This window comes from Streptomyces cyanogenus, assembly GCF_017526105.1.
Classification (GTDB): Bacteria; Actinomycetota; Actinomycetes; order Streptomycetales; family Streptomycetaceae; genus Streptomyces; species Streptomyces cyanogenus.
The window spans coordinates 1,823,287-1,844,135 of record NZ_CP071839.1 but is presented as its reverse complement, the minus strand read 5'-3'; the positions used below and the strand labels follow the sequence as shown (position 1 = coordinate 1,844,135).

Here is a 20,849-nt window from a genome sequence, read left to right as displayed (position 1 = left end):
GCGGAGGATCTCCGACGGTGCGGGCGAGCCGGGACGGCCGGGCTGGGCCCGGGCGGTCGGAGGTGGGGTGCTCCGACGTAGGCTGGAGGCGCATCCTCTTCATTCACACCCGGAGCACCTTTTTCGTGAGCGAGCAGTCCCGGCGGCCGCGCAAGCCCGCCAAGCCCTACCGCCGTCCCCAGAAGGACCCCGTCCGCATCCTCGCCTTCGAGGCGCTGCGCGCGGTGGACGAGCGGGACGCGTACGCCAACCTCGTGCTGCCGCCGCTGCTCAGGAAGGCCCGTGAGAAGGGCGACTTCGACACCCGGGACGCCGCCCTCGCCACCGAGCTGGTGTACGGCACGCTGCGCCGGCAGGGCACCTACGACGCCGTCGTCGCCGCCTGTGTCGACCGGCCGCTGCGCGAGGTCGACCCGCCGGTGCTGGACGTGCTGAGCCTGGGCACGCACCAGCTGCTCGGCACGCGGATCCCCACCCACGCCGCCGTCTCCTCCGCCGTCGAGCTGGCCCGGGTGGTGCTCGGGGACGGACGGGCGAAGTTCGTCAACGCCGTGCTCCGCAAGGTCGCGCAGGACGACCTCCAGGGGTGGATCGAGAAGGTCGCACCGCCCTACGACGAGGATCCCGAGGACCACCTCGCCGTCGTGCACTCGCATCCCCGCTGGGTCGTCTCCGCGCTGTGGGACTCCCTCGGCGGCGGCCGGGCCGGCATCGAGGAACTGCTGGCGGCCGACAACGAGCGGCCCGAGGTGACGCTGGTCGCCCGGCCGGGGCGGGCCACCACCGAGGAGCTGCTGCGCGAGGAAGCCGCCGTACCCGGCCGCTGGTCGCCGTACGCCGTGCGGCTCGCCGAGGGCGGTGAGCCCGGCGCGGTCGAGGCCGTCCGCGAGGGCCGTGCCGGCGTCCAGGACGAGGGCAGCCAGCTGGTCGCCCTCGCGCTGGCGAACGCCCCGCTCGACGGGCCCGACGCGAAGTGGCTCGACGGGTGCGCCGGCCCGGGCGGCAAGGCCGCGCTGCTGGGCGCGCTCGCCGCCGCGCGCGGGGCCACACTGCTCGCCTCGGAGAAGCAGCCGCACCGGGCGGGGCTGGTGGCCAAGGCGCTGGACGGCAATCCCGGCCCGTACCAGGTCATCGCCGCCGACGGCACCCGTCCGCCCTGGCGGCCCGGCACCTTCGACCGGGTGCTGGTCGACGTCCCGTGCACCGGTCTCGGTGCCCTCCGCCGCCGCCCCGAGGCCCGCTGGCGCCGCCGCCCCGAGGACCTGGACAACTTCGCCCCGCTCCAGCGCGGCCTGCTGCGCACCGCCCTCGACTCCGTCCGCGTCGGCGGCGTCGTCGGCTACGCCACCTGCTCCCCGCACCTCGCCGAGACCCGCGCGGTCGTGGCCGACGTCCTCAAGCAGCACCCGGACACCGAACTGATCGACGCCCGTCCCCTGCTGCCCGGCGTACCCGACCTCGGCGAGGGCCCGGACGTACAGCTCTGGCCCCACGTACACGGCACGGACGCCATGTACCTGGCGCTGATCCGGAGAACCGCATAACGCAGGGCGGGCCGGCGTGCCCCGGAGGGGCGTGGGGAACTGCGCCGGCAACCCACGACGGCCCGCGGCCGGAACTCAACCCGTGGACCGCCGCTACAGCCCGGCGCAGCGGCATGGCAGGCTTGGGTCATGGCCGTGCAGATCAACCCCAGCATCCTGTCCGCCGACTTCGCCCGCCTCGCGGAGGAGGCCAAGGCGGTCCAGGGCGCCGACTGGCTCCACGTCGACGTCATGGACAACCACTTCGTCCCGAACCTCACGCTCGGCGTGCCGGTGGTGGAGTCCTTGGCACGTGCGACGGACACCCCGCTGGACTGCCACCTGATGATCGAGAACCCCGACCGGTGGGCGCCTCAGTACGTCGAGGCGGGGGCCTCGTCCGTCACCTTCCACGTCGAGGCGGCCGCCGCCCCCGTGCGACTCGCCCGGGAGATCCGCGCCAAGGGCGCCCGCGCCTCCATGGCGCTCAAGCCCGCCACGCCGATCGAGCCGTACGAGGACCTGCTCCCGGAACTCGACATGCTGCTGGTTATGACGGTGGAGCCGGGCTTCGGCGGCCAGGCGTTCCTCGACATCATGCTGCCGAAGATCCGCCGCACCCGTGAGCTGATCAAGAAGCACGGTCTGCAGCTGTGGCTGCAGGTGGACGGAGGTGTCTCGGCCTCGACGATCGAGCAGTGCGCGGACGCGGGAGCGGACGTGTTCGTCGCCGGCTCGGCCGTCTACGGGGCCAGCGACCCGGCGGAAGCCGTACGCGCACTGCGCACGCAGGCGGAAGCGGCCACCGCCAAGGCGTCCTGGGCGTGCGACCACTGAGCCACGCCCAAGTGAACGCTTGAGTGAACGCCGCCCATCAGGGCGGATGAGCCGCGCCGAATCTGCAAGGATGAACGGCGAATCCAGAGTGTGAACAGCAGTGAGGAGATCGCCGTGTCGGGTATGTCGGCGGGCCGGTCAGCCATGCGGATGGGACCCGCTGAGCTGGTGCAGGCGGCGGCCATGGCCCGCCGCTTCTACCTCGAGGGCAAGTCCAAGATCCAGATCGCGGAGGAGTTCGGCGTCAGCCGCTTCAAGGTGGCCCGGGTCCTGGAGACGGCCCTCGAACGGGATCTCGTGCGCATCGAGATCCGCGTCCCGGCCGAGCTGGACGCCGAGCGCTCCGACGCGCTCCGCGCCCGCTACGGCCTGAGGCACGCCGTCGTGGTCGAGTCCCCGGCCGAGGCCGAGGAGACCCCCGACCCCGAGAACCTCGGCGAGGTCGCCGCCGACCTGCTCGGCGAACTCGTCAACGAGGGGGACGTCCTCGGGCTGGCCTGGGGCCGGTCCACCATCCACATGGCGGCGGCGCTCGACCGGCTGCCGCCGTGCACGGTGGTGCAGCTGACGGGCGTGTACGACGCCGGGACCGCCGAGCGCGGCTCGGTGGAGGCGGTCCGCCGGGCCGCCCAGGTGTCGGGCGGTGACGCCCACCCCATCTACGCGCCGATGCTGCTGCCGGACGCGGCCACCGCGGCGGCCCTGCGCCACCAGACCGGGATCGCCCGGGCCTTCGAGTACTTCGACAAGGTCACGGTCGCCTGTGTCTCCATCGGCTCCTGGGAGCCGGGCATCTCGACCGTGCACGACATGCTCAGCGACGAGGAGCGCGCGCACTACGCCTCGCTCGGTGTCGCCGCCGAGATGTCCGCGCACCTCTTCGATGCCGAGGGGCGCCGCATCGGACGGGACCTGGGGGAGCGGTGCATCACCGTCAAGGCCGACCAGCTGCGCCGTATCCCGGAGGTCGTGGCGATCGCGGGCGGGCAGCGCAAGGCCTCCGCGATCGACGCGGTGCTGCGTTCCGGGCTGGTCACCAGCCTGGTGACCGACACCTCGGCCGCCGACTACCTGATGACGGCGGGTCCGACGCCGAAGCCGGCGCTCAACCGCGCGGACCCGGACGGCGCCTGACGGGGGCCGGCCGCGGGCCGCGGCGCCGTCGTACCGGGACGGCCGTGGCAGCATCGTCGGCATGCTGCTGCGGTTCGTCCCCCCAGGTGTTCGCGGAGGCGGCGGACCGCACCCCGGCCCTCACCGTCGTCCTGGTGCTTGGAGGAACCTCCTAGGTGATCGGCAGGGACCCTGGAGGTTCTGTCGGGGCATGACACAGCCCCCGACATGGGAGAATGAAGTACGTGCTCTTTCCCCCTGGCACACCTGTCCGGGGGTCACCTCTGATCGACTGGGATGTGCAGCACGTGCGTTTCCTCAATGACATCCAGCCCGCGTACGACCTGACGTACGACGACGTGTTCATGGTGCCGAGCCGCTCCGCGGTCGGCTCGCGTCAGGGCGTGGACCTCAGCTCGCCGGACGGCACGGGCACCACCATCCCGCTCGTCGTCGCCAACATGACCGCCATCGCCGGCCGCCGGATGGCCGAGACGATGGCCCGCCGGGGCGGCCTGGTGGTCATCCCGCAGGACATCCCGATCGACGTCGTCACCGATGTGATCTCCTGGGTGAAGAGCCGCCACCTGGTGCTGGACACCCCGATCGTGCTGGCCCCGCACCAGACCGTCGCCGACGCGCTCGCGCTGCTGCCCAAGCGGGCGCACAACGCCGGTGTGGTCGTGGACGCCGAGCAGCGGCCCGTCGGTGTCGTCACCGACGCCGACCTCTCCGGCGTCGACCGCTTCACCCAGCTCGAAGTGGTCATGTCCAAGGACCTGCTCCTGCTGGACGCCGACATCGACCCGCGCGAGGCCTTCAACACCCTCGACCAGCACAACCGCCGCTACGCCCCGGCCGTCGACAAGGACGGCAGGCTGGCCGGCATCCTCACCCGCAAGGGCGCCCTGCGCGCCACGCTGTACACGCCCGCCGTGGACGCGAACGGCAGGCTGCGGATCGCCGCCGCCGTCGGCATCAACGGCGATGTGGCGGGCAAGGCCAAGCAGCTGCTCGACGCGGGAGTGGACACGCTCGTCATCGACACCGCGCACGGCCACCAGGAGTCGATGATCAGCGCCATCGAGCTGGTGCGCGCCCTCGACCCGCAGGTGCCGATCGTCGCGGGCAACATCGTCTCCGCCGAGGGCGTCAAGGACCTGATCGACGCCGGCGCGGACATCATCAAGGTCGGTGTCGGCCCGGGCGCCATGTGCACCACCCGCATGATGACCGGCGTGGGCCGGCCGCAGTTCTCCGCCGTGCTGGAGTGCGCCGCCGAGGCGAAGAAGTACGGGAAGCACGTGTGGGCCGACGGCGGTGTCCGCCACCCGCGCGACGTCGCCATGGCGCTCGCGGCCGGTGCGTCCAACGTGATGGTCGGCTCGTGGTTCGCGGGCACCTACGAGTCCCCCGGCGACCTCCAGCACGACGCCAACGGCCGTGCGTACAAGGAGTCGTTCGGCATGGCCTCCGCGCGTGCCGTGGCCAACCGCACGTCCGACGAGTCCGCGTACGACCGCGCCCGCAAGGCGCTGTTCGAGGAGGGCATCTCCACCTCCCGTATGTTCCTCGACCCGGCCCGCCCGGGCGTCGAGGACCTGATCGACTCGATCATCGCGGGCGTCCGCTCCTCCTGCACCTACGCCGGCGCCGGCTCCCTCGAGGAGTTCGCCGAGAAGGCCATCGTCGGCATCCAGAGCGCCGCCGGCTACGCCGAGGGCAAGCCGCTGCACGCCAGCTGGAGCTAGCCCCCGGCAGCCGTCCTGACGGCCCCTGTCGTTCCCGAGCCCGGGAACGGCGGGGGCCGTGGGCGTTCCGGCGCCGAACGGCTGCCACGTCCTCGCCGAAGCGCTCCGGAAGGGCCCGGGCGATCGTTGTGCAACGGTCGACAGCGTGTGCGCAACGATTTGTCATTCGGGGCGGATGAACGCAATGATCATGCGGGGATGCGCAAGGTTGCTGCATTACGCCCGTGAAGGCCCGCCTCATAGGGTGCTGCGCTAGTACGTGCGTGGCGGGGACCCCGCTCGGTCGGTTCCTGCCCTCGCAGGCTCCTCCGGTCCCCACCACGACGGCCGGCGGCCATGCCGGCCCGTACCCCCAACCGACGGCAGCGAACAAGGAGCCAGCGCGTGCTCGACCAAGGCGCACCACCGCAGAACCCGATGTCGGCAGCCCCCGCGTCCCCGGGCGTCGCCGCGCGCCTGATGCGTCGCAAGCCCGTGGAACGCCTGGTCGCGGAGGGCGGCCAGGGTGAGGGAGGGCAGCTTCGGCGCTCCCTCGGGCTGTGGCAGCTGACCATGATCAGCATCGGTGCCACGCTCGGCACCGGAATCTTCGTCGTCCTCGGCGACGCCGTCCCGGAGGCCGGCCCCGCGGTCGTCCTGTCCTTCGTGATCGCCGGCCTCACGGCCCTCTTCTCGGCCCTGTCCTACGCCGAGCTGGCGGGCAGCATCCCGGTCGCCGGGTCCTCCTACTCGTATGCGTACGCAACGCTCGGCGAGCTGGTCGCCTGGGTCTGCGGCTGGTGCCTGGTGCTGGAGTACGGCGTGTCGGTGGCCGCGGTCGCCGTCGGCTGGGGCGAGTACGTGAACGAGCTGCTCGACGGCACCATCGGGGTCACCATCCCGAGCGCCCTGTCCTCGGCACCGGGCGAGGGCGGCATCATCGACCTGCCCGCCCTGATCGTCGTCCTCCTGGCGATGGTGTTCCTGCTCGGCGGCGCGCGGGAGTCCGCCCGCGCCAACACGATCATGGTCTGTGTGAAGATCGCCGCCCTGGTGCTGTTCTGCGCGATCGGTGTCATGGGCTTCAAGTCCGGCAACTACGCCGACTTCATGCCGCTGGGCATGACCGGGGTCAGTGCCGCAGGTGCCACGCTGTTCTTCTCGTACATCGGCTTCGACGCCGCCTCCACCGCCGGTGAGGAGGCGAAGGACCCCAAGCGGGACCTGCCGCGGGCGATCATGCTGTCGCTGATCATCGTGACCGCGCTGTACGTGCTCGTCGCGGGCGTCGCCGTCGGCGCCTGGAACTGGAAGAAGTTCGACGGTTCGGAGGCGACCCTCGCCGCGATCATGAACGATGTCAGCGGCCAGACCTTCTGGGGCACCCTGCTCGCGCTGGGCGCGGTCATCTCCATCGCCAGCGTGGTGCTCACCGTGCTCTACGGCCAGACCCGCATCCTCTTCGCGATGGCCCGGGACGGCCTGGTGCCGAAGGCGCTCGGCAAGATCCACCCGAAGACCGGCGCTCCCCGCCTCAACACGGTGATCGTGTCGCTCTTCTGCGGTGTGCTCGCCGCCCTCATCCCGCTCGGCAAGCTCGTCGACGCCACCAGCATCGGCACGCTGTTCGCCTTCGCCCTGGTGAACATCGCGGTGATCGTGCTGCGCTACAGGCGGCCGGGGCTGGAGCGCACGTTCAAGGTGCCGTTCGGGCCGGTCCTGCCGGTGCTGGGCTTCCTGTTCTGTGCCTACAACATGTCCAGCCTCGACACCGTCACGTGGGTCGTCTTCGGATGCTGGATGGCCGCCGGGCTCGTGTTCTACTTCCTGTACGGCTATCGCCGTTCCCGTCTCGCGACCGGTGAGGAACTCGCGGTGACGGCAGAGAAGTGACCGATCCGAAGAAGTGAACCACCCCCTGTGCTGAACGATCTCGACGAACGCATCGTGCACGCCCTCGCCGAGGACGCCCGCCGCTCCTACGCGGACATCGGGCAGATGGTCGGCCTGTCCGCGCCCGCGGTGAAGCGGCGCGTGGACCGGCTGCGGGCCACCGGAGCCATCACCGGCTTCACCGTCCGGGTGGACCCGGCGGCGCTCGGCTGGGAGACCGAGGGGTACATCGAGATCTACTGCCGGCGCAACACCTCGCCGGAGACCATCCAGCGGGGTCTGGAGCGCTACCAGGAGGTCGTGGCCGCGTCGACCGTCACCGGCGACGCGGACGCGATCGCCCAGGTCTTCGCCTCCGACATGCGCCACTTCGAGCGGGTGCTGGAGCGGATCGCCGGGGAGCCGTTCGTGGAGCGGACCAAGTCGGTCCTGGTCCTGTCCCCGCTGCTGCGCCGCTTCTCGTCGGGCGCCCCGGGCTAGGGTCCTTCGCCGGCACCGGCGCGCACCCAGGGGTGTGCCCGGTGCCGGCGACCGGTGGTGACCAGGGTTTACCGAAGGTCACCGTTGCGGGGCGGGGTGGGCGTCCCGTAGGTTGTGCGCACTTTCTACTGACTGGTAACACCGGCAGGTACTCCATGCGCTGGCCCCTCGGCCGTCCCACCACCGTCCGTGCGCGGATCGTGGCGCTCGCGCTCGCCCCGGCCGTCGCCCTGATGGCGCTGTGGAGCTTCGCCATGGTGTCCGTCACCGCCGAACTTCGCGCGCTGGTCCGGCTCCAGGGGGTGTACGAGGACTTCGGCACCCCCGTGGACACCGCGATCGGGCAGATCCAGATCGAGCGCCGGATGTCCGCCGCCTACCTGGGCGCCCGCCCCGGCCCGGCCGCCGCCGGCGACCTGCTCGGGCAGCAGCGCCGTACCGACCGGGCCGTCGACGCCATGCGGCAGGCGGTCCAGGGCGGCGACCGCGACCGGCTCACCCGGCGGCAGCGGCAGGCCCTGGACACCATGGTCGCGGCGGCGGACGGGCTCGAGAAGCTCCGCTCGCTCGTGCTGTCCCGGCGCATCTCCTGGGACCGGGCCGTGGACGAGTACAGCGCGCTCGTGGAGCCCGGCTTCGACGTGCAGTCCACGCTCACCGCCCTCCAGGCCGGGCAGCTCGCCCGCGAGGCGCAGGTCGTCATCGAGCTGGTCCGGGTCCGCGAGTTCGTGTCCCGGGAGGACGCCCTGGTCGCGGGGGCGCGGGCGGCGGGCACGCTGACCGACCGGCAGTACGACACCCTCACCGCGACCATCGAGGACCGGCGCGTCTTCGAGCGGACCTACGTGCCCGACCTGCCCGCCGACTCGCGCGCCCTGTTCGAGGAGTTCCGGCGCGGCGAACTGCACCGCTCCCTGGTGCGCGGCGAGGACGCGCTGCTGCGGGCCGGTGCCGCCGGGGCCGGCAAGGCCGTCGCGGCGGACACCTGGCGGTCGACCACCGACCAGGCCGTGCGGCGGTACATGCGGCTGTGCACGCGCTCGGCGGAGAACTCGGCGGCCCGCGGCCGGGCCTTCGCCTACCGGGAGCTGACCAAGGCGGCCGTCGTGGGCGCGGCCGGGCTGGCCGCCGTGGCGCTTTCGCTGTGGTTCGCGGTGCGCGGGGCGCGGCGGATCTCCCGTCGGCTGGAGACCCTGCGGGACGCCGCCGACGTGCTGACCACGCGGCAACTGCGGGACGTCATGCGGCGGTTGAGCGCCGGCGAGGAGGTGGACGCGGTCGCCGAGGCGCCGCCGCTCGCCGCCGACGAGGTCCGCGACGACGAGATCGGGCAGGTCGGCCGGTCCTTCAACACCGCGCGGCTGGCCGCCGTGGAGGCCGCCGTCCAGCAGGCCACCCTGCGCCGGGGACAGTTCGCGGTGCTGCTCACCATCGCGCGCCGCAACCAGGCGCTGGTGCACCGGCAGCTGAAGCTCGTCGACACCCTGGAGCGGCGCACCGACGATCCGGACGTACTGCGCGAGCTGTTCCGCATCGACCACCTGACCACCCGCATGCGCCGGCACGCCGAGAGCCTGATCATCCTCTCCGGGGCCACGCCCGGACGCCGCTGGCGCCGGCCCGTGCCGGTCGCGGACGTCGTCGCCTCCGCCGTCGGCGAGATCGAGTCCTACGCCCGCGTGGTCGTGCCGCCGATGCCCGAGGTGGGGGTGGTGGCGGACGCGGTCGCCGACGTCGTCCATCTGATGGCCGAGCTGCTGGAGAACGCCACGGTGTTCTCGCCGCCGCACACCCAGGTGACCCTGCGCACCGGGCGGGTCGGCAGCGGGTTCGTGGTGGAGATCGACGACCGCGGGCTCGGCCTCGACGCCGACGCGCGCGCAGCCGCCGAGCGGACCCTCACCGACCCCGAGGCCTTCGACCCCACCCGGCACGACCGCCTCGGCCTGTACGTCGTCGCCCGCCTCGCCGCCCGCCACGCCATCGAGGTCACCCTCCGGGACTCGCCCTACGGGGGCACGACGGCGGTGGTCCGCCTGCCCGCGACGGTCCTGGCCGAGCCGGCCGACGGGGTACCACGGCACCGGTCACCGGACCGGCCGGGACCCGCCGAAGCCCCCGGGGGCGTCGTGCGGCACCTGCCGGCACGGCGACGGACCGGGCCGACACCGGCGCCCTCCGCCCATGCCCCGGAGGCGGCCACGGCGCCCGGCCTGTCCCGTCCGGTGCCTGCGCCCTCCGCACCCGACGCGGAGGCGGCCACCCGGCCCGGGACCGGGCCCGGCCGAGCCCGGCCGATGCCTGCGCCCTCCGAACCCGACGCCGAGGCGGCTACCCGGCCACGAACCGCGCCTGACCGAGCCCGGCCGGCGCCTGTGCCCCCCGCATCCGAGCCGGATGCCGGCGCCCGGACCCGGAGCGCGCCCGGCGCTTCGGCGCCTCCCGCAGTCGTCCCCGGCCTCCCCACCCGCGTCCGGCAGGCCTCGCTCGCGGCCGGGCTGCGGCAGGAGCCGGTCCGGGACGACGGCGAGGTGGGGCGCGAGGTCGATGCCGAGCAGATGCGGGCGATCTTCGGGGCTTTCCAGCGTGGCCTGGACCGGGGGCGCAAGGGCCTGCCCGTGTCCCGTGACCTCCAGGACGACGTGGAGACCGCGACCCACCCCGCCGACGAAGGGACGGACACCGACGATGCACGGTGACGAGCAGGACAAGGACCGCCTCGCGGGAAGGCCCGGTACGGATCTCGGCTGGCTGCTGGACGACCTCGTGGACCGCACCGGGCACGTCCGCCAGGCCGTGCTGCTGACCGCCGACGGCCTCGCGCTCAGCAGCTCGGAGGGCATGCGCCGGCGGGACATCGAGCACCTGGCCGCCGTCTGCTCCGGCTTCCACGGACTGGCCCGGTCGGCGGGGGAGCGGTTCGCCGCGGGGGAGGTGCGGCAGACCATGGTGATGCTGGACGACGCCTACCTCTTCATCACCCCGGCCGGGCACGGCAGCCGGCTCGCCGTGCTGAGCGAGGCCGGTACCGACGTCGGCCAGCTCGCCCACGAGATGGCCCTGCTGGTCCGTCGCCTCGGCCGCCACCTGGACGCCGCCGGCCGCACCACCCCGTGATCCCACGGTGAGCGACGAGCACTGGTACGAGGACGAGGCCGGGCCGATGGTGCGCCCCTACACGGTGACCCGCGGCCGTACCCGGCCCGGGGGCGGGCACACCCTGGACCTGATGTCCCGGGTCACCGCGCTGGACACCGCTGAACCGGCCGCCGCCCTCGACCACGCCCCGGCCGCCCTGCTGGCCCTGATCCGCCGCGGCCCCCGACCCGTGGCGGAGCTGGCCGCGGACGCCGACCTGCCCCTGACCGTCGTCCGCGTCCTCCTCGGCGACCTGGCCGAGGCCGGCCTGATCCGCGTCGACGCGCCCCGCCGCCTGCCGGTCGCCGGGCCGGGCGCCGACCCCGGGCTGCTGCGCGAGATCGTGCAGCGGCTGCGGGAGCTGTAGCCGGCCGATCCCGCAGGTCACGGGCATGATTCGGCGCGATCGCCGGCGCGTGGGCGCGGGCCCGCTCGCCGTGCGGGCCCAGCCGCCGGACGGGGGCACGCAACGAATCGCCGTCCGACCCCCGCTGCGCGCAACGAACCGCGCACCGGCGCGCAACGGCTCCTGCTTGTCCGGCCGAGCGCGCCGACCGTACCTTCTTCCTGACCCCCAAAACCCTGCGTTCCGGTGAGGATGCCCCATGCGCACCGCCCTGCTCCAGAGCTCCGGCCGCCCCGGTTCCGTCGTCGAGAACCTCAAGGTCCTCGACGAGGCCGCGGGCCGGGCCGCCGCCGCGGGTGCCGCGCTGCTCGTGGCGCCGGAGATGTTCCTCACCGGGTACGCGATCGGCGACGACATCGCCCGGCTCGCCGAGCCCGCCGACGGCGACTCGGCCGACGTGATCGCCGAGACCGCCGGCCGGCACGGCATCGCGATCGTCTACGGCTACCCGGAGCGTGACGGCGAGACCGTCTACAACTCCGCCCAGCTGATCGACGCCGACGGCGCCCGCCTCGCGAACTACCGCAAGACCCACCTCTTCGGCTGCGCCGAGCGCGAGCACTTCACCCCGGGCGAGAAGTCGCTCGTCCAGGCCCGGCTGGGCGGCCTGACCGTCGGCCTCATGATCTGCTACGACGTCGAGTTCCCGGAGAACGCCCGCGCCCACGCACTGGCCGGCACCGACCTGCTCGTCGTGCCGACGGCGAACATGCACCCGTTCCAGTTCGTCGCCGAGGCGATGGTGCCGGTGCGTGCCTGGGAGAACCAGATGTACGTCGCGTACGTCAACCGGGTCGGCCACGAGGGCGAGTTCGAGTTCTTCGGACTGTCCGCCCTCGCCGGCCCCGACGGCATCGCCCGCACCCGCGCCGGGCGCGGCGAGGAGCTGGTCGTCGCCGACGTGGACCCCGCCTTCCTGGCCGCCTCGCGCGAGGCGAACCCGTACCTGAAGGACCGCCGCCCCGGTCTGTACGGGTCCCTCGTCTGAACGCCCCGAGCCTCCCCCCGAACCACCCCCGCGCAAGGAGTCCGTACCCCATGACGTCCACGGTGCCCAACGCCGTCGAGCACACCGACGAGCAGCAGCCGCCGATCACCATGTTCGGCCCGGACTTCCCGTACGCCTACGACGACTTCCTGGCCCATCCGGCCGGCCTCGGCCAGATCCCGGCGACGGAGCACGGCACCGAGGTCGCGATCATCGGTGGCGGCCTGTCCGGCATCGTGGCCGCCTACGAGCTGATGAAGATGGGCCTCAAGCCCGTCGTCTACGAGGCCGACCAGATCGGCGGCCGGCTCCGCACCGTCGGCTTCGAGGGCTGCGACGACTCGCTGACCGCCGAGATGGGCGCGATGCGCTTCCCGCCGTCCTCCACCGCGCTCCAGCACTACATCGACCTGGTCGGCCTGGAGACCAAGCCGTTCCCGAACCCGCTGGCCGAGGCGACCCCGTCGACCGTGGTCGACCTCAAGGGCGAGTCGCACTACGCCGAGACGATCGACGACCTGCCCCAGGTGTACCGGGACGTCGCCGAGGCCTGGAACAAGTGCCTGGAGGAGGGTGCCGACTTCTCCGACATGAACCGCGCGATGCGCGAGCGGGACGTGCCGCGCATCCGCGAGATCTGGGCGCAGCTGGTCGAGAAGCTCGACAACCAGACCTTCTACGGCTTCCTCTGCGACTCCGAGGCCTTCAAGTCCTTCCGGCACCGCGAGATCTTCGGCCAGGTCGGCTTCGGCACCGGCGGCTGGGACACCGACTTCCCGAACTCCATCCTGGAGATCCTCCGCGTCGTCTACACCGAGGCCGACGACCACCACCGCGGCATCGTGGGCGGCTCGCAGCAGCTGCCGCTGCGCCTGTGGGAGCGCGAGCCGGAGAAGATCGTCCACTGGCCGTACGGCACCTCGCTCGCCACGCTGCACGAGGGCGGCAAGCCGCTGCCGGCCGTGACCCGGCTGCACCGCACCGCCGGCAACCGGATCACCGTGACCGACGCCAACGGCGACATCCGCACCTACCGGGCGGCGATCTTCACCGCCCAGTCCTGGATGCTGCTGTCGAAGATCCAGTGCGACGACTCGCTGTTCCCGATCGACCACTGGACCGCGATCGAGCGCACCCACTACATGGAGTCCAGCAAGCTCTTCGTGCCCGTGGACCGGCCGTTCTGGCTGGACAAGGACGAGGAGACGGGCCGGGACGTCATGTCGATGACGCTCACCGACCGCATGACCCGCGGCACCTACCTGCTGGACGACGGCCCGGACAAGCCCGCCGTGATCTGTCTGTCCTACACCTGGTGCGACGACAGCCTGAAGTGGCTGCCGCTGTCCGCGAACGAGCGGATGGAGGTCATGCTGAAGTCGCTCGGCGAGATCTACCCGAAGGTCGACATCCGCAAGCACATCATCGGCAACCCGGTGACGGTCTCCTGGGAGAACGAGCCCTACTTCATGGGCGCGTTCAAGGCCAACCTGCCCGGCCACTACCGCTACCAGCGGCGCCTGTTCACGCACTTCATGCAGGACCGGCTGCCCGAGGACAAGCGGGGCATCTTCCTCGCCGGCGACGACATCTCCTGGACGGCCGGCTGGGCCGAGGGTGCCGTCCAGACCGCGCTGAACGCGGTGTGGGGCGTCATGCACCACTTCGGCGGCACGACCGACGCGGCGAACCCGGGCCCGGGCGACGTCTACGACGAGATCGCGCCGGTGGAGCTTCCCGAGGACTGACCCGGGAGAGAACGAGGCGCGGGCGGCCGGACCGGACTCCGGCCGCCCGCGCCTTTTCCAATCCGGTGCCCCGTTCAGCCGGCGAGCGGTGTGAGCAGCATCCGGCCCGCGAATCCCACCGCGGCGTCCAGCCGTTCGGTGAACTCCTCGGCCACGTCGGCGCAAGTCCGCAGCGCCCACAGCGCCCGGGCCGCCGCCCAGGTCGCGTCCCGCGCCCGCTCCAGGCTCCACGAGCCCAGCAGATGGGTGAGCGGGTCGGCGATCTGGAGCAGGTCGGGGCCCGGCATCAGATCCTCGCGGATGCGTTCCTCCAGCGACACGAGCAGATCGCCCACGTGGTCGAACTCGTCCTCCAGGTCGGCCGGTTCGCAGCCGAGTGTCCGGCAGGCGTCGATCACGGCCAGCGCCAGGTCGTGCCCGATGTGGGCGTTGATACCGGCCAGCGCGAACTGCAGCGGCCGGACGCCGGGATGGCGGCGGAGCTGGAACAGCGGCCGCCAGCAGGCGGGCGGGCGGCGGTCGGCGGCCGCCGCGTCGACCGCGGCCAGGTACCGCTCGGCGAACCGTACGTCCAGCGCGGCGGCCGCGCGCGGGTCCGGGAACTCCCCGGCGTCGAGGCGGCGGTCGATCTCCTCGGTGACGGCGAGGTAGACGCGGTTGAACACGGCGACACCGTCCCGTGCGGGCAGGGCCGCGTCCAGCGCGCGCATCCGCGCGACGACGGCGTCGACGGGGGCGGTGAGGTGTACCGGCTGGACCATGGGGGAAGGGTCCCAGCCCGGGGCCGGCCGGCGTGCCGACCGGCCCGGTGCTTCGCCGGAACGGGGGAACCCCGGGCTACGGCTCGGCGCGCGGCGCCTGCGTGCCCGCCTCCGCGTCCGCATCCCCGTCGTAGGCGGAGGTGCCCTCGTCCAGGAGCGGTTGCTGCTGCTTCAGATGGGCCGGGGCGAAGGCGCGCAGCGCGTGGTAGCCGGTGATGACGACCAGGGTGCCGAGGGCGATGCCGCTGAGCGAGAAGGTGTCGGTGAACTTCATGGTGACGTTGCCGACGCCGATGATGATGCCCGCGGCGGCCGGCACCAGGTTCAGCGGGTTGCGCAGGTCGACCCCGGCGTGCAGCCAGATCTGCGCGCCGAGCAGGCCGATCATGCCGTAGAGGATCACGGTGATGCCGCCGAGGACACCACCCGGGATCGCGGCGACGACCGCGCCGAACTTCGGGCACACGCCGAAGAGCAGCGCGAACCCGGCGGCGGCCCAGTAGGCGGCGGTGGAGTAGACGCGGGTCGCGGCCATCACACCGATGTTCTCCGAGTAGGTGGTGTTCGGCGGCCCGCCGACGGCCGTCGACAGCACGGAGGCGACGCCGTCCGCCGAGATCGCCGTGCCGAGCTTGTCGTCCAGCGGGTCGCCGGTCATCTCGCCGACCGCCTTGACGTGCCCCGTGTTCTCGGCGACCAGGGCGATGACCACCGGCAGCGCGACCAGGATCGCCGACCACTGGAAGGACGGCCCGTGGAAGTGCGGCAGACCGATCCAGTCGGCCTTGGAGACGTCGGAGAGGTCCAGCCGCCAGTGGTCGGTGACCTTGCCGCTCGGGCTCATCGAGTGGATCCGGCCGAAGATCCGGTCGAACGCCCAGGAGATGCCGTACCCGAAGACCAGGCCGAGGAAGATCGCGATCCGGGACCAGAATCCGCGCAGGCAGACCACCGCCAGGCCGGTGAAGAGCATGACGAGCAGGGCCGTCCACTGGTCCTGCGGCCAGTAGGTGGAGGCGGTCACCGGGGCCAGGTTGAAGCCGATCAGCATGACGACCGCGCCGGTGACGATCGGCGGCATGGCGGCATGGATGATCCGTGCGCCGAAGCGCTGCACGGCGAGGCCGACCAGGAACAGCACGACGCCGACGACGAGGACCGCGCCGGTCACGGTCGCGCTGGTGCCGCCCTGGGCGCGGATGACGGCGGCCACGCCCACGAACGACAGGGAGCAGCCGAGGTAACTCGGCACCCGGCCGCGAGTGGCGAGCAGGAAGATCATGGTCGCCACGCCGGACATCATGATCGCCAGGTTCGGGTCCAGGCCCATCAGCACGGGGGCCACGAAGGAGGCGCCGAACATGGCGACCACGTGCTGGGCGCCCAGGCCCACGGTGCGGGGCCAGGAGAGCCGTTCGTCGGGGCGTACCACCGCTCCGGGCGCGGGCGTGCGCCCGTCCCCGTGCAGCTTCCAGCGCACGCCGAGGTCCATGGTGGGGTTTCGCTTTCTCTGTACGTGAAGAGGTCCGAACCATTGTCAGGGGTGTCAAGCGGCTTTTCGCTCACGAGGGCTTACCCGTGAACCACGTTCAGCTGTCTGATCCCGGTCCCGGACCGCGTGGGGTCGCCGACTCCGGTCGCCGCGTACCGGTGGAACTCCGGCTCAGGGTGGGGCCGGTCGGCGGCGGTCGCGGCCGGCCCTGCCCGCTGTCCCGGGTCTCCTCCGCCGGGCTCCTGAGCGGTCGCTTAGTATGATCGGGTACGGGGGTGTCGTCACCCCGCCCGCGCTGCTCAGGAGCCCTTCCCGTGACCGCCGAAGCCCCGACCGCCCCCGCCGTCTCCCACGGCCGGCTGATTCCCGTCACCGTCCACTTCGACGACCTCGACGCGCTCGGGCTGCTGCACAACGCCCGCTACCCCCTGATGGTGGAGCGCGCGTGGGCGGAACTGTGGCACGGGCACGGCGTCCGCTTCGACGGCGACTGGGCGGCGGCCGGCGACGCCTGCAACGCGGTCAAGGAACTGCGCATCACCTACGAGGCCCCGGTCACCAGCCCCGGCACCTACGCCGTCCACCTCTGGCTGGAACGGCTCGGCACCACCGGAGTCACCTACGGCTTCCGCTTCTGCTCGGCCGACGGGACCCGGACCTACGCCCACGGCACCCGGGTGCTGGTCCGGCTCGACGCCGAGACCCTGCGCCCCGCGCCCTGGAGCGAGACCTTCAGGGCCGCGGGTCGGGAACTGCTGAAGCCCGCCGGCTGACCTCGCCGCCACCGCGCTCGGCGGTGCGCAGCACGCCCGCGAACGCCGCGAGCCCGCAGGCCAGCACCGTCACCACCGCGAAGGACACCACCAGGCTGGTCGCCTGGGCCACCCCGCCGATCAGGCTCGGCGCGATCAGCCCCGAGGTGTAGGTGATGGTCGCCACGCCCGCGATCGCCTGGCTGGGGTTGGGGCCGGCGTGCCCGGCCGCCGCGAAGCACAGCGGGACGACCACCGCGATGCCGAGGCCCATCAGGCCGAACCCGGCCATGGCCACCGCCGGATGGCCGGCGAGCACCACCAGCAGACCGCCCAGCCCGGCCAGGACCCCGCCGGCCCGCACGGTGCGGACCGCGCCGAAACGGTTCACCACCGCGTCCCCGGCGATCCTGGCCACCGCCATGGTCAGCATGAACCCGGTCGTGGAGGCCGCCGCCAGCCCGGCCGAACCCCCCAGCCGGTCCCGCAGGTAGACCGCCGACCAGTCCAGGCTGGCGCCCTCCGCGAACACCGCGCAGAATCCGACCGCGCCGATCAGGAGCGCCGAGCGCGGGGGCAGCGCGAACCGCGGCGGCGGTTCCTCGTCCTCTGCGGGCTGGAGGTCCGGCACCCAGGCGCACACCACGAACCCGAGCAGGGTGAGGACGGCCGAGGCGAGCGCGAAGTGCAGGCGTGCGTCCGCACCGAGATGCGCGGCGAGGGTGCCGGCCGCCGAGCCGGTCAGCGCGCCCGCGCTCCACAGGCCGTGCAGACCCGACATGATCGACTTGTCGAGCCGCCGCTCGACCTCCACGCCGAGCGCGTTCATCGCGACGTCGGCCATGCCCGAGGACGCGCCGTAGGTGAACATCGCCAGGCACAGGGTGAGCAGGTTCGGTGCGATCGACGGCAGCACCAGGGACAGCGTCCACAGCGCGAGCAGCCCGCGCAGCGCCGTACGGCTGCCGAAGCGGTGGCTGATCCGGCCCGCCAGCGGCATCGCGCAGGAGGCGCCGAACGCCGTGAAGGCCAGCGCGAAGCCCAACTGGCCCGCACTCAGGGAGGCGTGTTCCTGGACCCACGGCACGCGGGTCGCGAACGAGCCGGTCACGGCGCCGTGCACGGCGAACACGGCCGCCACGGCGTACCGGGCGCGCCTGACCCCCTCGGGTGCGTACGTCACGTCACTCACCATGCTGCCCCTCCCCGGGAGTGCCCGGCCCCGCGCCAGCTGCAACCCGCCGTAAACTATCAGGAACCCTGCCTGATAAATAGCGGTTGCAGCGCAGGCGATCTGGGAGGATCCCGTCATGCCCGCATCACCCAGTACCGCCCGGGCCATCAACGACCGGCTGGCCCTGCGGCTGTTGCAGCAGGAAGGCCCGCTCACGGCAGGGCAGTTGAAGCAGCTGACGGGACTGTCCCGGCCGACGGTCGCCGACCTGGTCGACCGGCTCACGGCCTCCGGGCTGATCACGGTGGTCGGCGAGGCCGGTGCCCGGCGCCGCGGACCCAACGCCCGGCTCTACGGCATCGTCGCCGACCGCGCCCACCTCGCCGCGCTCGACGTCCGCACCCAGGGGGTCCTCGTCCTCGTCTCCGACCTGCTCGGGCGGGTGCTGGCCGAGACGTCCGTGCCGATCGGCGGGGACACCGGGACCGGTCCCGCGGTGGAGCAGGCGATGACGGCGGTGGAACGGGCGCTGAAGGAGGCCGGCGCCGACCGGCTGCACACCGTCGGCATCGGTGCGCCCGGTCTCGTCGACCCCGCCACCGGTGACCTGCGCGACTCCGCGGGACTGCCCGCCTGGCACCGCAGCCTGGCCGCCGCCCTCCAGGACCGGCTGCCCGGCGCCCGGGTCAGCGTGGAGAACGAGACCAACCTGGCCGCGCTCGCCGAACAGAGCGAGGGCGCGGCCCGGGACCGGGACACCTTCGTGCTGCTCTGGCTCGGCCACGGCGTCGGCGCCGCGGTCGTCCTGGACGGCACCCTGCGCCGCGGGGCCTCCGGCGGCACCGGCGAGATCGGCTTCCTCCCGGTCCCGGGCACGGACGCCCTCCCCGCGGCGACCGACTGCGGCGGCGGCTTCCACTCCCTGACCGGCGCGGCAGCGATCCTCACGCTGGCATCCCGGCACGCCCTCCCGACCCCGCCTTCACCGGACGGCGCGGCGGCGGCGGAGGTGGTCCGGGCGGCTGTGGCGGAGGTGACCGGGGTGCCCGGGGATGCCGGCCGGTCCGGGTCGGCGGGGGCGCAGGACGACCCTGGCTCTGTCGCTGCGCGCCGACGCAGACCGCCGGATGCCGGCACCGCGCCCGAGGAAGGCCCCGCCGCTCGCTTCCTGCGGGCCCTGGCCGATCGGGTCGCTGTCGGTGTCGCCTCCGTGGTGGCCGTTCTGGACCCCGGTTGTGTGGTGCTCGGCGGGGAGGTGGGGCAGGCCGGCGGAGCGGTGCTGGCCGGGCTGGTGGAGGAGCGGTTGCGGCGGATGTCGCCGCTGGTCACCGAGGTGCGCGCGAGCACCCTCGGCGGCACGGCCGTACTGCGCGGAGCCCTTCTGTCCGCGCGGGAGCGGGCGCAGGACGAGTTGTTCGCACCGCCCGGGCCGGCGGGTGGGTGACCTCGGGGTCGCGGTGGCGCCCGCCCGGGAGCGGGCGCCGGGTGTGGTGTGCGCGCGGCCCGCGCCGGCGGGCGGGTGGCCTCGGAGCCGCCGCTTCCGGCTGCCGCCTGTTCGCCAGGCGTGGGCGCAGGACGAGTGTGCCCGCCGCCCGAGTGGTCCGGCGGGTGAACTCAGGGCCGCGGTGGCTCCGGTGGCCGCCACGGGGTCCAGGGCAGTGCCTCGCGCCAGCCCGGTCGTCCGAAGGCCCAGGCCTGCACCACCTCGGCCACGGGCTCGACGGCGAACGTGTCGCTCTCGCGGGGCACCCGGGCCTGGAAGTGCCGGTCCGGGCCGCCCTCGCGGTACTCCACCTGGTAGCTGAGATCGTCGTTGAGGTACACCTGCATGTAGTGCCCCCCGGCAGGTTCCCGGTCCAGCCGCTCGACGATGACGTACCGCCAGGTCAGACTCATGTCGGCCAGCAGATCGTGGAGTTGGTCCGCCGTGGGGTCGTCCCAGGCCGTCCCGTCCCACTCGATCGCGCGGATCACCGGTGCCGTCATGCGGGCGACTGTACCGGCCCCTTCCCGAACCGCCGCTCCAGGTACTCCTCGAAGGTCACCTTGCCCACCGCCAGCTCCGGCGCCAGATGTCCTCCCGCGCGGAAGGCCCGGTACGTCTTTCCGGCCAGCGGCACCCGCACCACCGGCCGTCGCCGGCCCGTGGCCCGCAGATACGCGCGGGCCAGCGAGTCGAACGTACGGACCTCGGGCCCTGCCATGTCCGGCACCCGCCCGGCCGGCGCCCCGAGCGCCAGCCCCGCCAGCCGTTCGGCCACCTCGGCCACCTCGACCGGCTGGTCCGGCACCCCCGCCGGAACCACCAGCACCGGCGGCTTGGCCAGGCCCTGGAGCAGCGTGACCACCAGATCGTGGAACTGGGTCGCCCGCAGCACGGTCCAGCCGAGCCCGGACTCCTCGACGAGCCGCTCCACGGCGAGCTTGCTCCGGTAGTAGCCGAGCGGTACCCGGTCCACGCCGACGATGGAGATGTACACCAGATGCCCCACCCCCGCCCGCCGGGCCGCCGCGATCAGATTCCGGGCGGCCTGCTCGTCGCCGCCCCGGGGCGTGCTCGCGCAGTGCACGACCGTCTCCACGCCGGCCAGCGCCGCGTCCAGGCCGGCACCGCCCGTGCGCAGGTCGACGGCGTACGGCCGGGTGCGCCGGCTGAGCACCCGTACCTCCTGCCCGTCCGCCCGCAGCCGCTGCGTGACGAGCCGGCCGAGCGTTCCGGTTCCGCCGGTCACCAGGATCGTGGTCATGCCTTTCTCCGTCCCCTCGGACACCGGGGCACTCCCCGGCGGAGCGCCCCACGTCACCTGTGACGGA

At 73.1% G+C, this 20,849-nt stretch carries 18 protein-coding genes; 13 read left to right on the top strand and 5 right to left on the bottom strand.

Annotation, left to right across the window (positions count from 1 at the left end):
• The first annotated feature begins 125 nt into the window (after window positions 1–125).
• The 11 genes from S1361_RS08150 (at window position 126) to S1361_RS08100 (ending at window position 13,856) form a co-directional block, all read left to right on the top strand.
• Window positions 126–1,544, top strand: coding sequence for an RsmB/NOP family class I SAM-dependent RNA methyltransferase (locus S1361_RS08150; RefSeq protein ID WP_208031174.1), 1,419 nt, complete (start codon window positions 126–128; stop codon window positions 1,542–1,544).
• A 129-nt stretch (window positions 1,545–1,673) separates the two neighbouring features.
• On the top strand, window positions 1,674–2,360 hold the full coding sequence (gene rpe / locus S1361_RS08145) for a ribulose-phosphate 3-epimerase (RefSeq protein WP_208031173.1): 687 nt from the start codon (window positions 1,674–1,676) through the stop codon (window positions 2,358–2,360).
• A gap of 90 nt (window positions 2,361–2,450) precedes the next feature.
• Window positions 2,451–3,494 carry a sugar-binding transcriptional regulator gene (locus S1361_RS08140; protein WP_208031172.1) on the top strand — a complete coding sequence of 348 codons (1,044 nt, stop codon included), beginning with the start codon at window positions 2,451–2,453 and terminating at the stop codon, window positions 3,492–3,494.
• 287 nt (window positions 3,495–3,781) lie between these two features.
• Window positions 3,782–5,224, top strand: a complete 1,443-nt coding sequence (locus S1361_RS08135) for a GuaB1 family IMP dehydrogenase-related protein (RefSeq protein ID WP_208031171.1) — start codon at window positions 3,782–3,784, stop codon at window positions 5,222–5,224.
• Window positions 5,225–5,608: 384 nt separating this feature from the next.
• On the top strand, window positions 5,609–7,096 hold the full coding sequence (locus S1361_RS08130) for an amino acid permease (RefSeq protein WP_208031170.1): 1,488 nt from the start codon (window positions 5,609–5,611) through the stop codon (window positions 7,094–7,096).
• A 27-nt stretch (window positions 7,097–7,123) separates the two neighbouring features.
• Window positions 7,124–7,576: an Lrp/AsnC family transcriptional regulator gene (locus S1361_RS08125; protein ID WP_030343799.1), complete on the top strand. Its 453-nt coding sequence runs from the start codon at window positions 7,124–7,126 to the stop codon at window positions 7,574–7,576.
• A 155-nt stretch (window positions 7,577–7,731) separates the two neighbouring features.
• Entirely contained in the window at window positions 7,732–10,275 is a 2,544-nt protein-coding gene (locus tag S1361_RS08120) for a sensor histidine kinase (protein ID WP_208031169.1), read from the top strand.
• Window positions 10,265–10,693, top strand: a complete 429-nt coding sequence (locus tag S1361_RS08115; protein ID WP_208031168.1) for a roadblock/LC7 domain-containing protein — start codon at window positions 10,265–10,267, stop codon at window positions 10,691–10,693. Before S1361_RS08120 ends, S1361_RS08115 begins: the two co-directional genes overlap by 11 nt.
• Before the next feature lie 7 nt (window positions 10,694–10,700).
• Window positions 10,701–11,081, top strand: coding sequence for a DUF742 domain-containing protein (locus S1361_RS08110; RefSeq protein ID WP_243769120.1), 381 nt, complete (start codon window positions 10,701–10,703; stop codon window positions 11,079–11,081).
• Between the two features lie 238 nt (window positions 11,082–11,319).
• Window positions 11,320–12,108, top strand: a complete 789-nt coding sequence (locus S1361_RS08105) for a carbon-nitrogen hydrolase family protein (RefSeq protein ID WP_208031167.1) — start codon at window positions 11,320–11,322, stop codon at window positions 12,106–12,108.
• A 50-nt stretch (window positions 12,109–12,158) separates the two neighbouring features.
• On the top strand, window positions 12,159–13,856 hold the full coding sequence (locus tag S1361_RS08100) for a flavin monoamine oxidase family protein (RefSeq protein WP_208031166.1): 1,698 nt from the start codon (window positions 12,159–12,161) through the stop codon (window positions 13,854–13,856).
• A gap of 74 nt (window positions 13,857–13,930) precedes the next feature.
• Here S1361_RS08100 and S1361_RS08095 read toward each other — a convergent pair whose 3' ends face one another.
• Together S1361_RS08095 and S1361_RS08090 are read right to left on the bottom strand one after the other, a co-directional pair.
• On the bottom strand, window positions 13,931–14,617 hold the full coding sequence (locus tag S1361_RS08095; RefSeq protein ID WP_208031165.1) for a DUF5995 family protein: 687 nt from the start codon (window positions 14,615–14,617) through the stop codon (window positions 13,931–13,933).
• A 76-nt stretch (window positions 14,618–14,693) separates the two neighbouring features.
• Complete coding sequence (locus S1361_RS08090; RefSeq protein ID WP_208031164.1) at window positions 14,694–16,109, bottom strand: uracil-xanthine permease family protein; 1,416 nt, start codon at window positions 16,107–16,109, stop codon at window positions 14,694–14,696.
• A 314-nt stretch (window positions 16,110–16,423) separates the two neighbouring features.
• On the opposite strand from S1361_RS08090, the gene S1361_RS08085 reads away from it, so the two are divergent.
• On the top strand, window positions 16,424–16,882 hold the full coding sequence (locus S1361_RS08085) for an acyl-CoA thioesterase (RefSeq protein ID WP_208031163.1): 459 nt from the start codon (window positions 16,424–16,426) through the stop codon (window positions 16,880–16,882).
• On the opposite strand, the gene S1361_RS08080 is transcribed toward S1361_RS08085, so the two are convergent.
• Entirely contained in the window at window positions 16,842–18,056 is a 1,215-nt protein-coding gene (locus tag S1361_RS08080; RefSeq protein WP_208031162.1) for an MFS transporter, read from the bottom strand. The two genes, S1361_RS08085 and S1361_RS08080, sit on opposite strands and share 41 nt — an antisense overlap.
• A gap of 115 nt (window positions 18,057–18,171) precedes the next feature.
• On the opposite strand from S1361_RS08080, the gene S1361_RS08075 reads away from it, so the two are divergent.
• Entirely contained in the window at window positions 18,172–19,479 is a 1,308-nt protein-coding gene (locus S1361_RS08075) for an ROK family transcriptional regulator (protein WP_208031161.1), read from the top strand.
• A gap of 170 nt (window positions 19,480–19,649) precedes the next feature.
• Here the strand turns inward: S1361_RS08075 and S1361_RS08070 are convergent, their stop codons facing one another.
• Window positions 19,650–20,021 (bottom strand): hypothetical protein, encoded by a 372-nt coding sequence (locus S1361_RS08070; protein WP_208031160.1) that lies wholly within the window; start codon window positions 20,019–20,021, stop codon window positions 19,650–19,652.
• The gene (locus tag S1361_RS08065) at window positions 20,018–20,782 is read right to left on the bottom strand and encodes an SDR family oxidoreductase (RefSeq protein WP_208031159.1); all 765 of its coding nucleotides are present in this window, start codon (window positions 20,780–20,782) and stop codon (window positions 20,018–20,020) included. The genes S1361_RS08070 and S1361_RS08065 overlap by 4 nt, the downstream gene beginning before the upstream one ends.
• Window positions 20,783–20,849 lie beyond the last annotated feature (67 nt).

Excerpts from the sequence above, each read along its gene's own strand:
- S1361_RS08105 (WP_208031167.1), top strand. The coding sequence starts at position 11,320 with ATGCGCACCGCCCTGCTCCAGAGCTCCGGCCGCCCCGGTTCCGTCGTC.
- S1361_RS08115 (WP_208031168.1), top strand. The coding sequence starts at position 10,265 with ATGCACGGTGACGAGCAGGACAAGGACCGCCTCGCGGGAAGGCCCGGT.
- S1361_RS08080 (WP_208031162.1), bottom strand. The coding sequence starts at position 18,056 with ATGGTGAGTGACGTGACGTACGCACCCGAGGGGGTCAGGCGCGCCCGG.
- S1361_RS08070 (WP_208031160.1), bottom strand. The coding sequence starts at position 20,021 with ATGACGGCACCGGTGATCCGCGCGATCGAGTGGGACGGGACGGCCTGG.
- S1361_RS08120 (WP_208031169.1), top strand. The coding sequence starts at position 7,732 with ATGCGCTGGCCCCTCGGCCGTCCCACCACCGTCCGTGCGCGGATCGTG.
- S1361_RS08065 (WP_208031159.1), bottom strand. The coding sequence starts at position 20,782 with ATGACCACGATCCTGGTGACCGGCGGAACCGGAACGCTCGGCCGGCTC.
- S1361_RS08095 (WP_208031165.1), bottom strand. The coding sequence starts at position 14,617 with ATGGTCCAGCCGGTACACCTCACCGCCCCCGTCGACGCCGTCGTCGCG.
- rpe (WP_208031173.1), top strand. The coding sequence starts at position 1,674 with ATGGCCGTGCAGATCAACCCCAGCATCCTGTCCGCCGACTTCGCCCGC.
- S1361_RS08075 (WP_208031161.1), top strand. The coding sequence starts at position 18,172 with ATGCCCGCATCACCCAGTACCGCCCGGGCCATCAACGACCGGCTGGCC.
- S1361_RS08090 (WP_208031164.1), bottom strand. The coding sequence starts at position 16,109 with ATGGACCTCGGCGTGCGCTGGAAGCTGCACGGGGACGGGCGCACGCCC.
- S1361_RS08100 (WP_208031166.1), top strand. The coding sequence starts at position 12,159 with ATGACGTCCACGGTGCCCAACGCCGTCGAGCACACCGACGAGCAGCAG.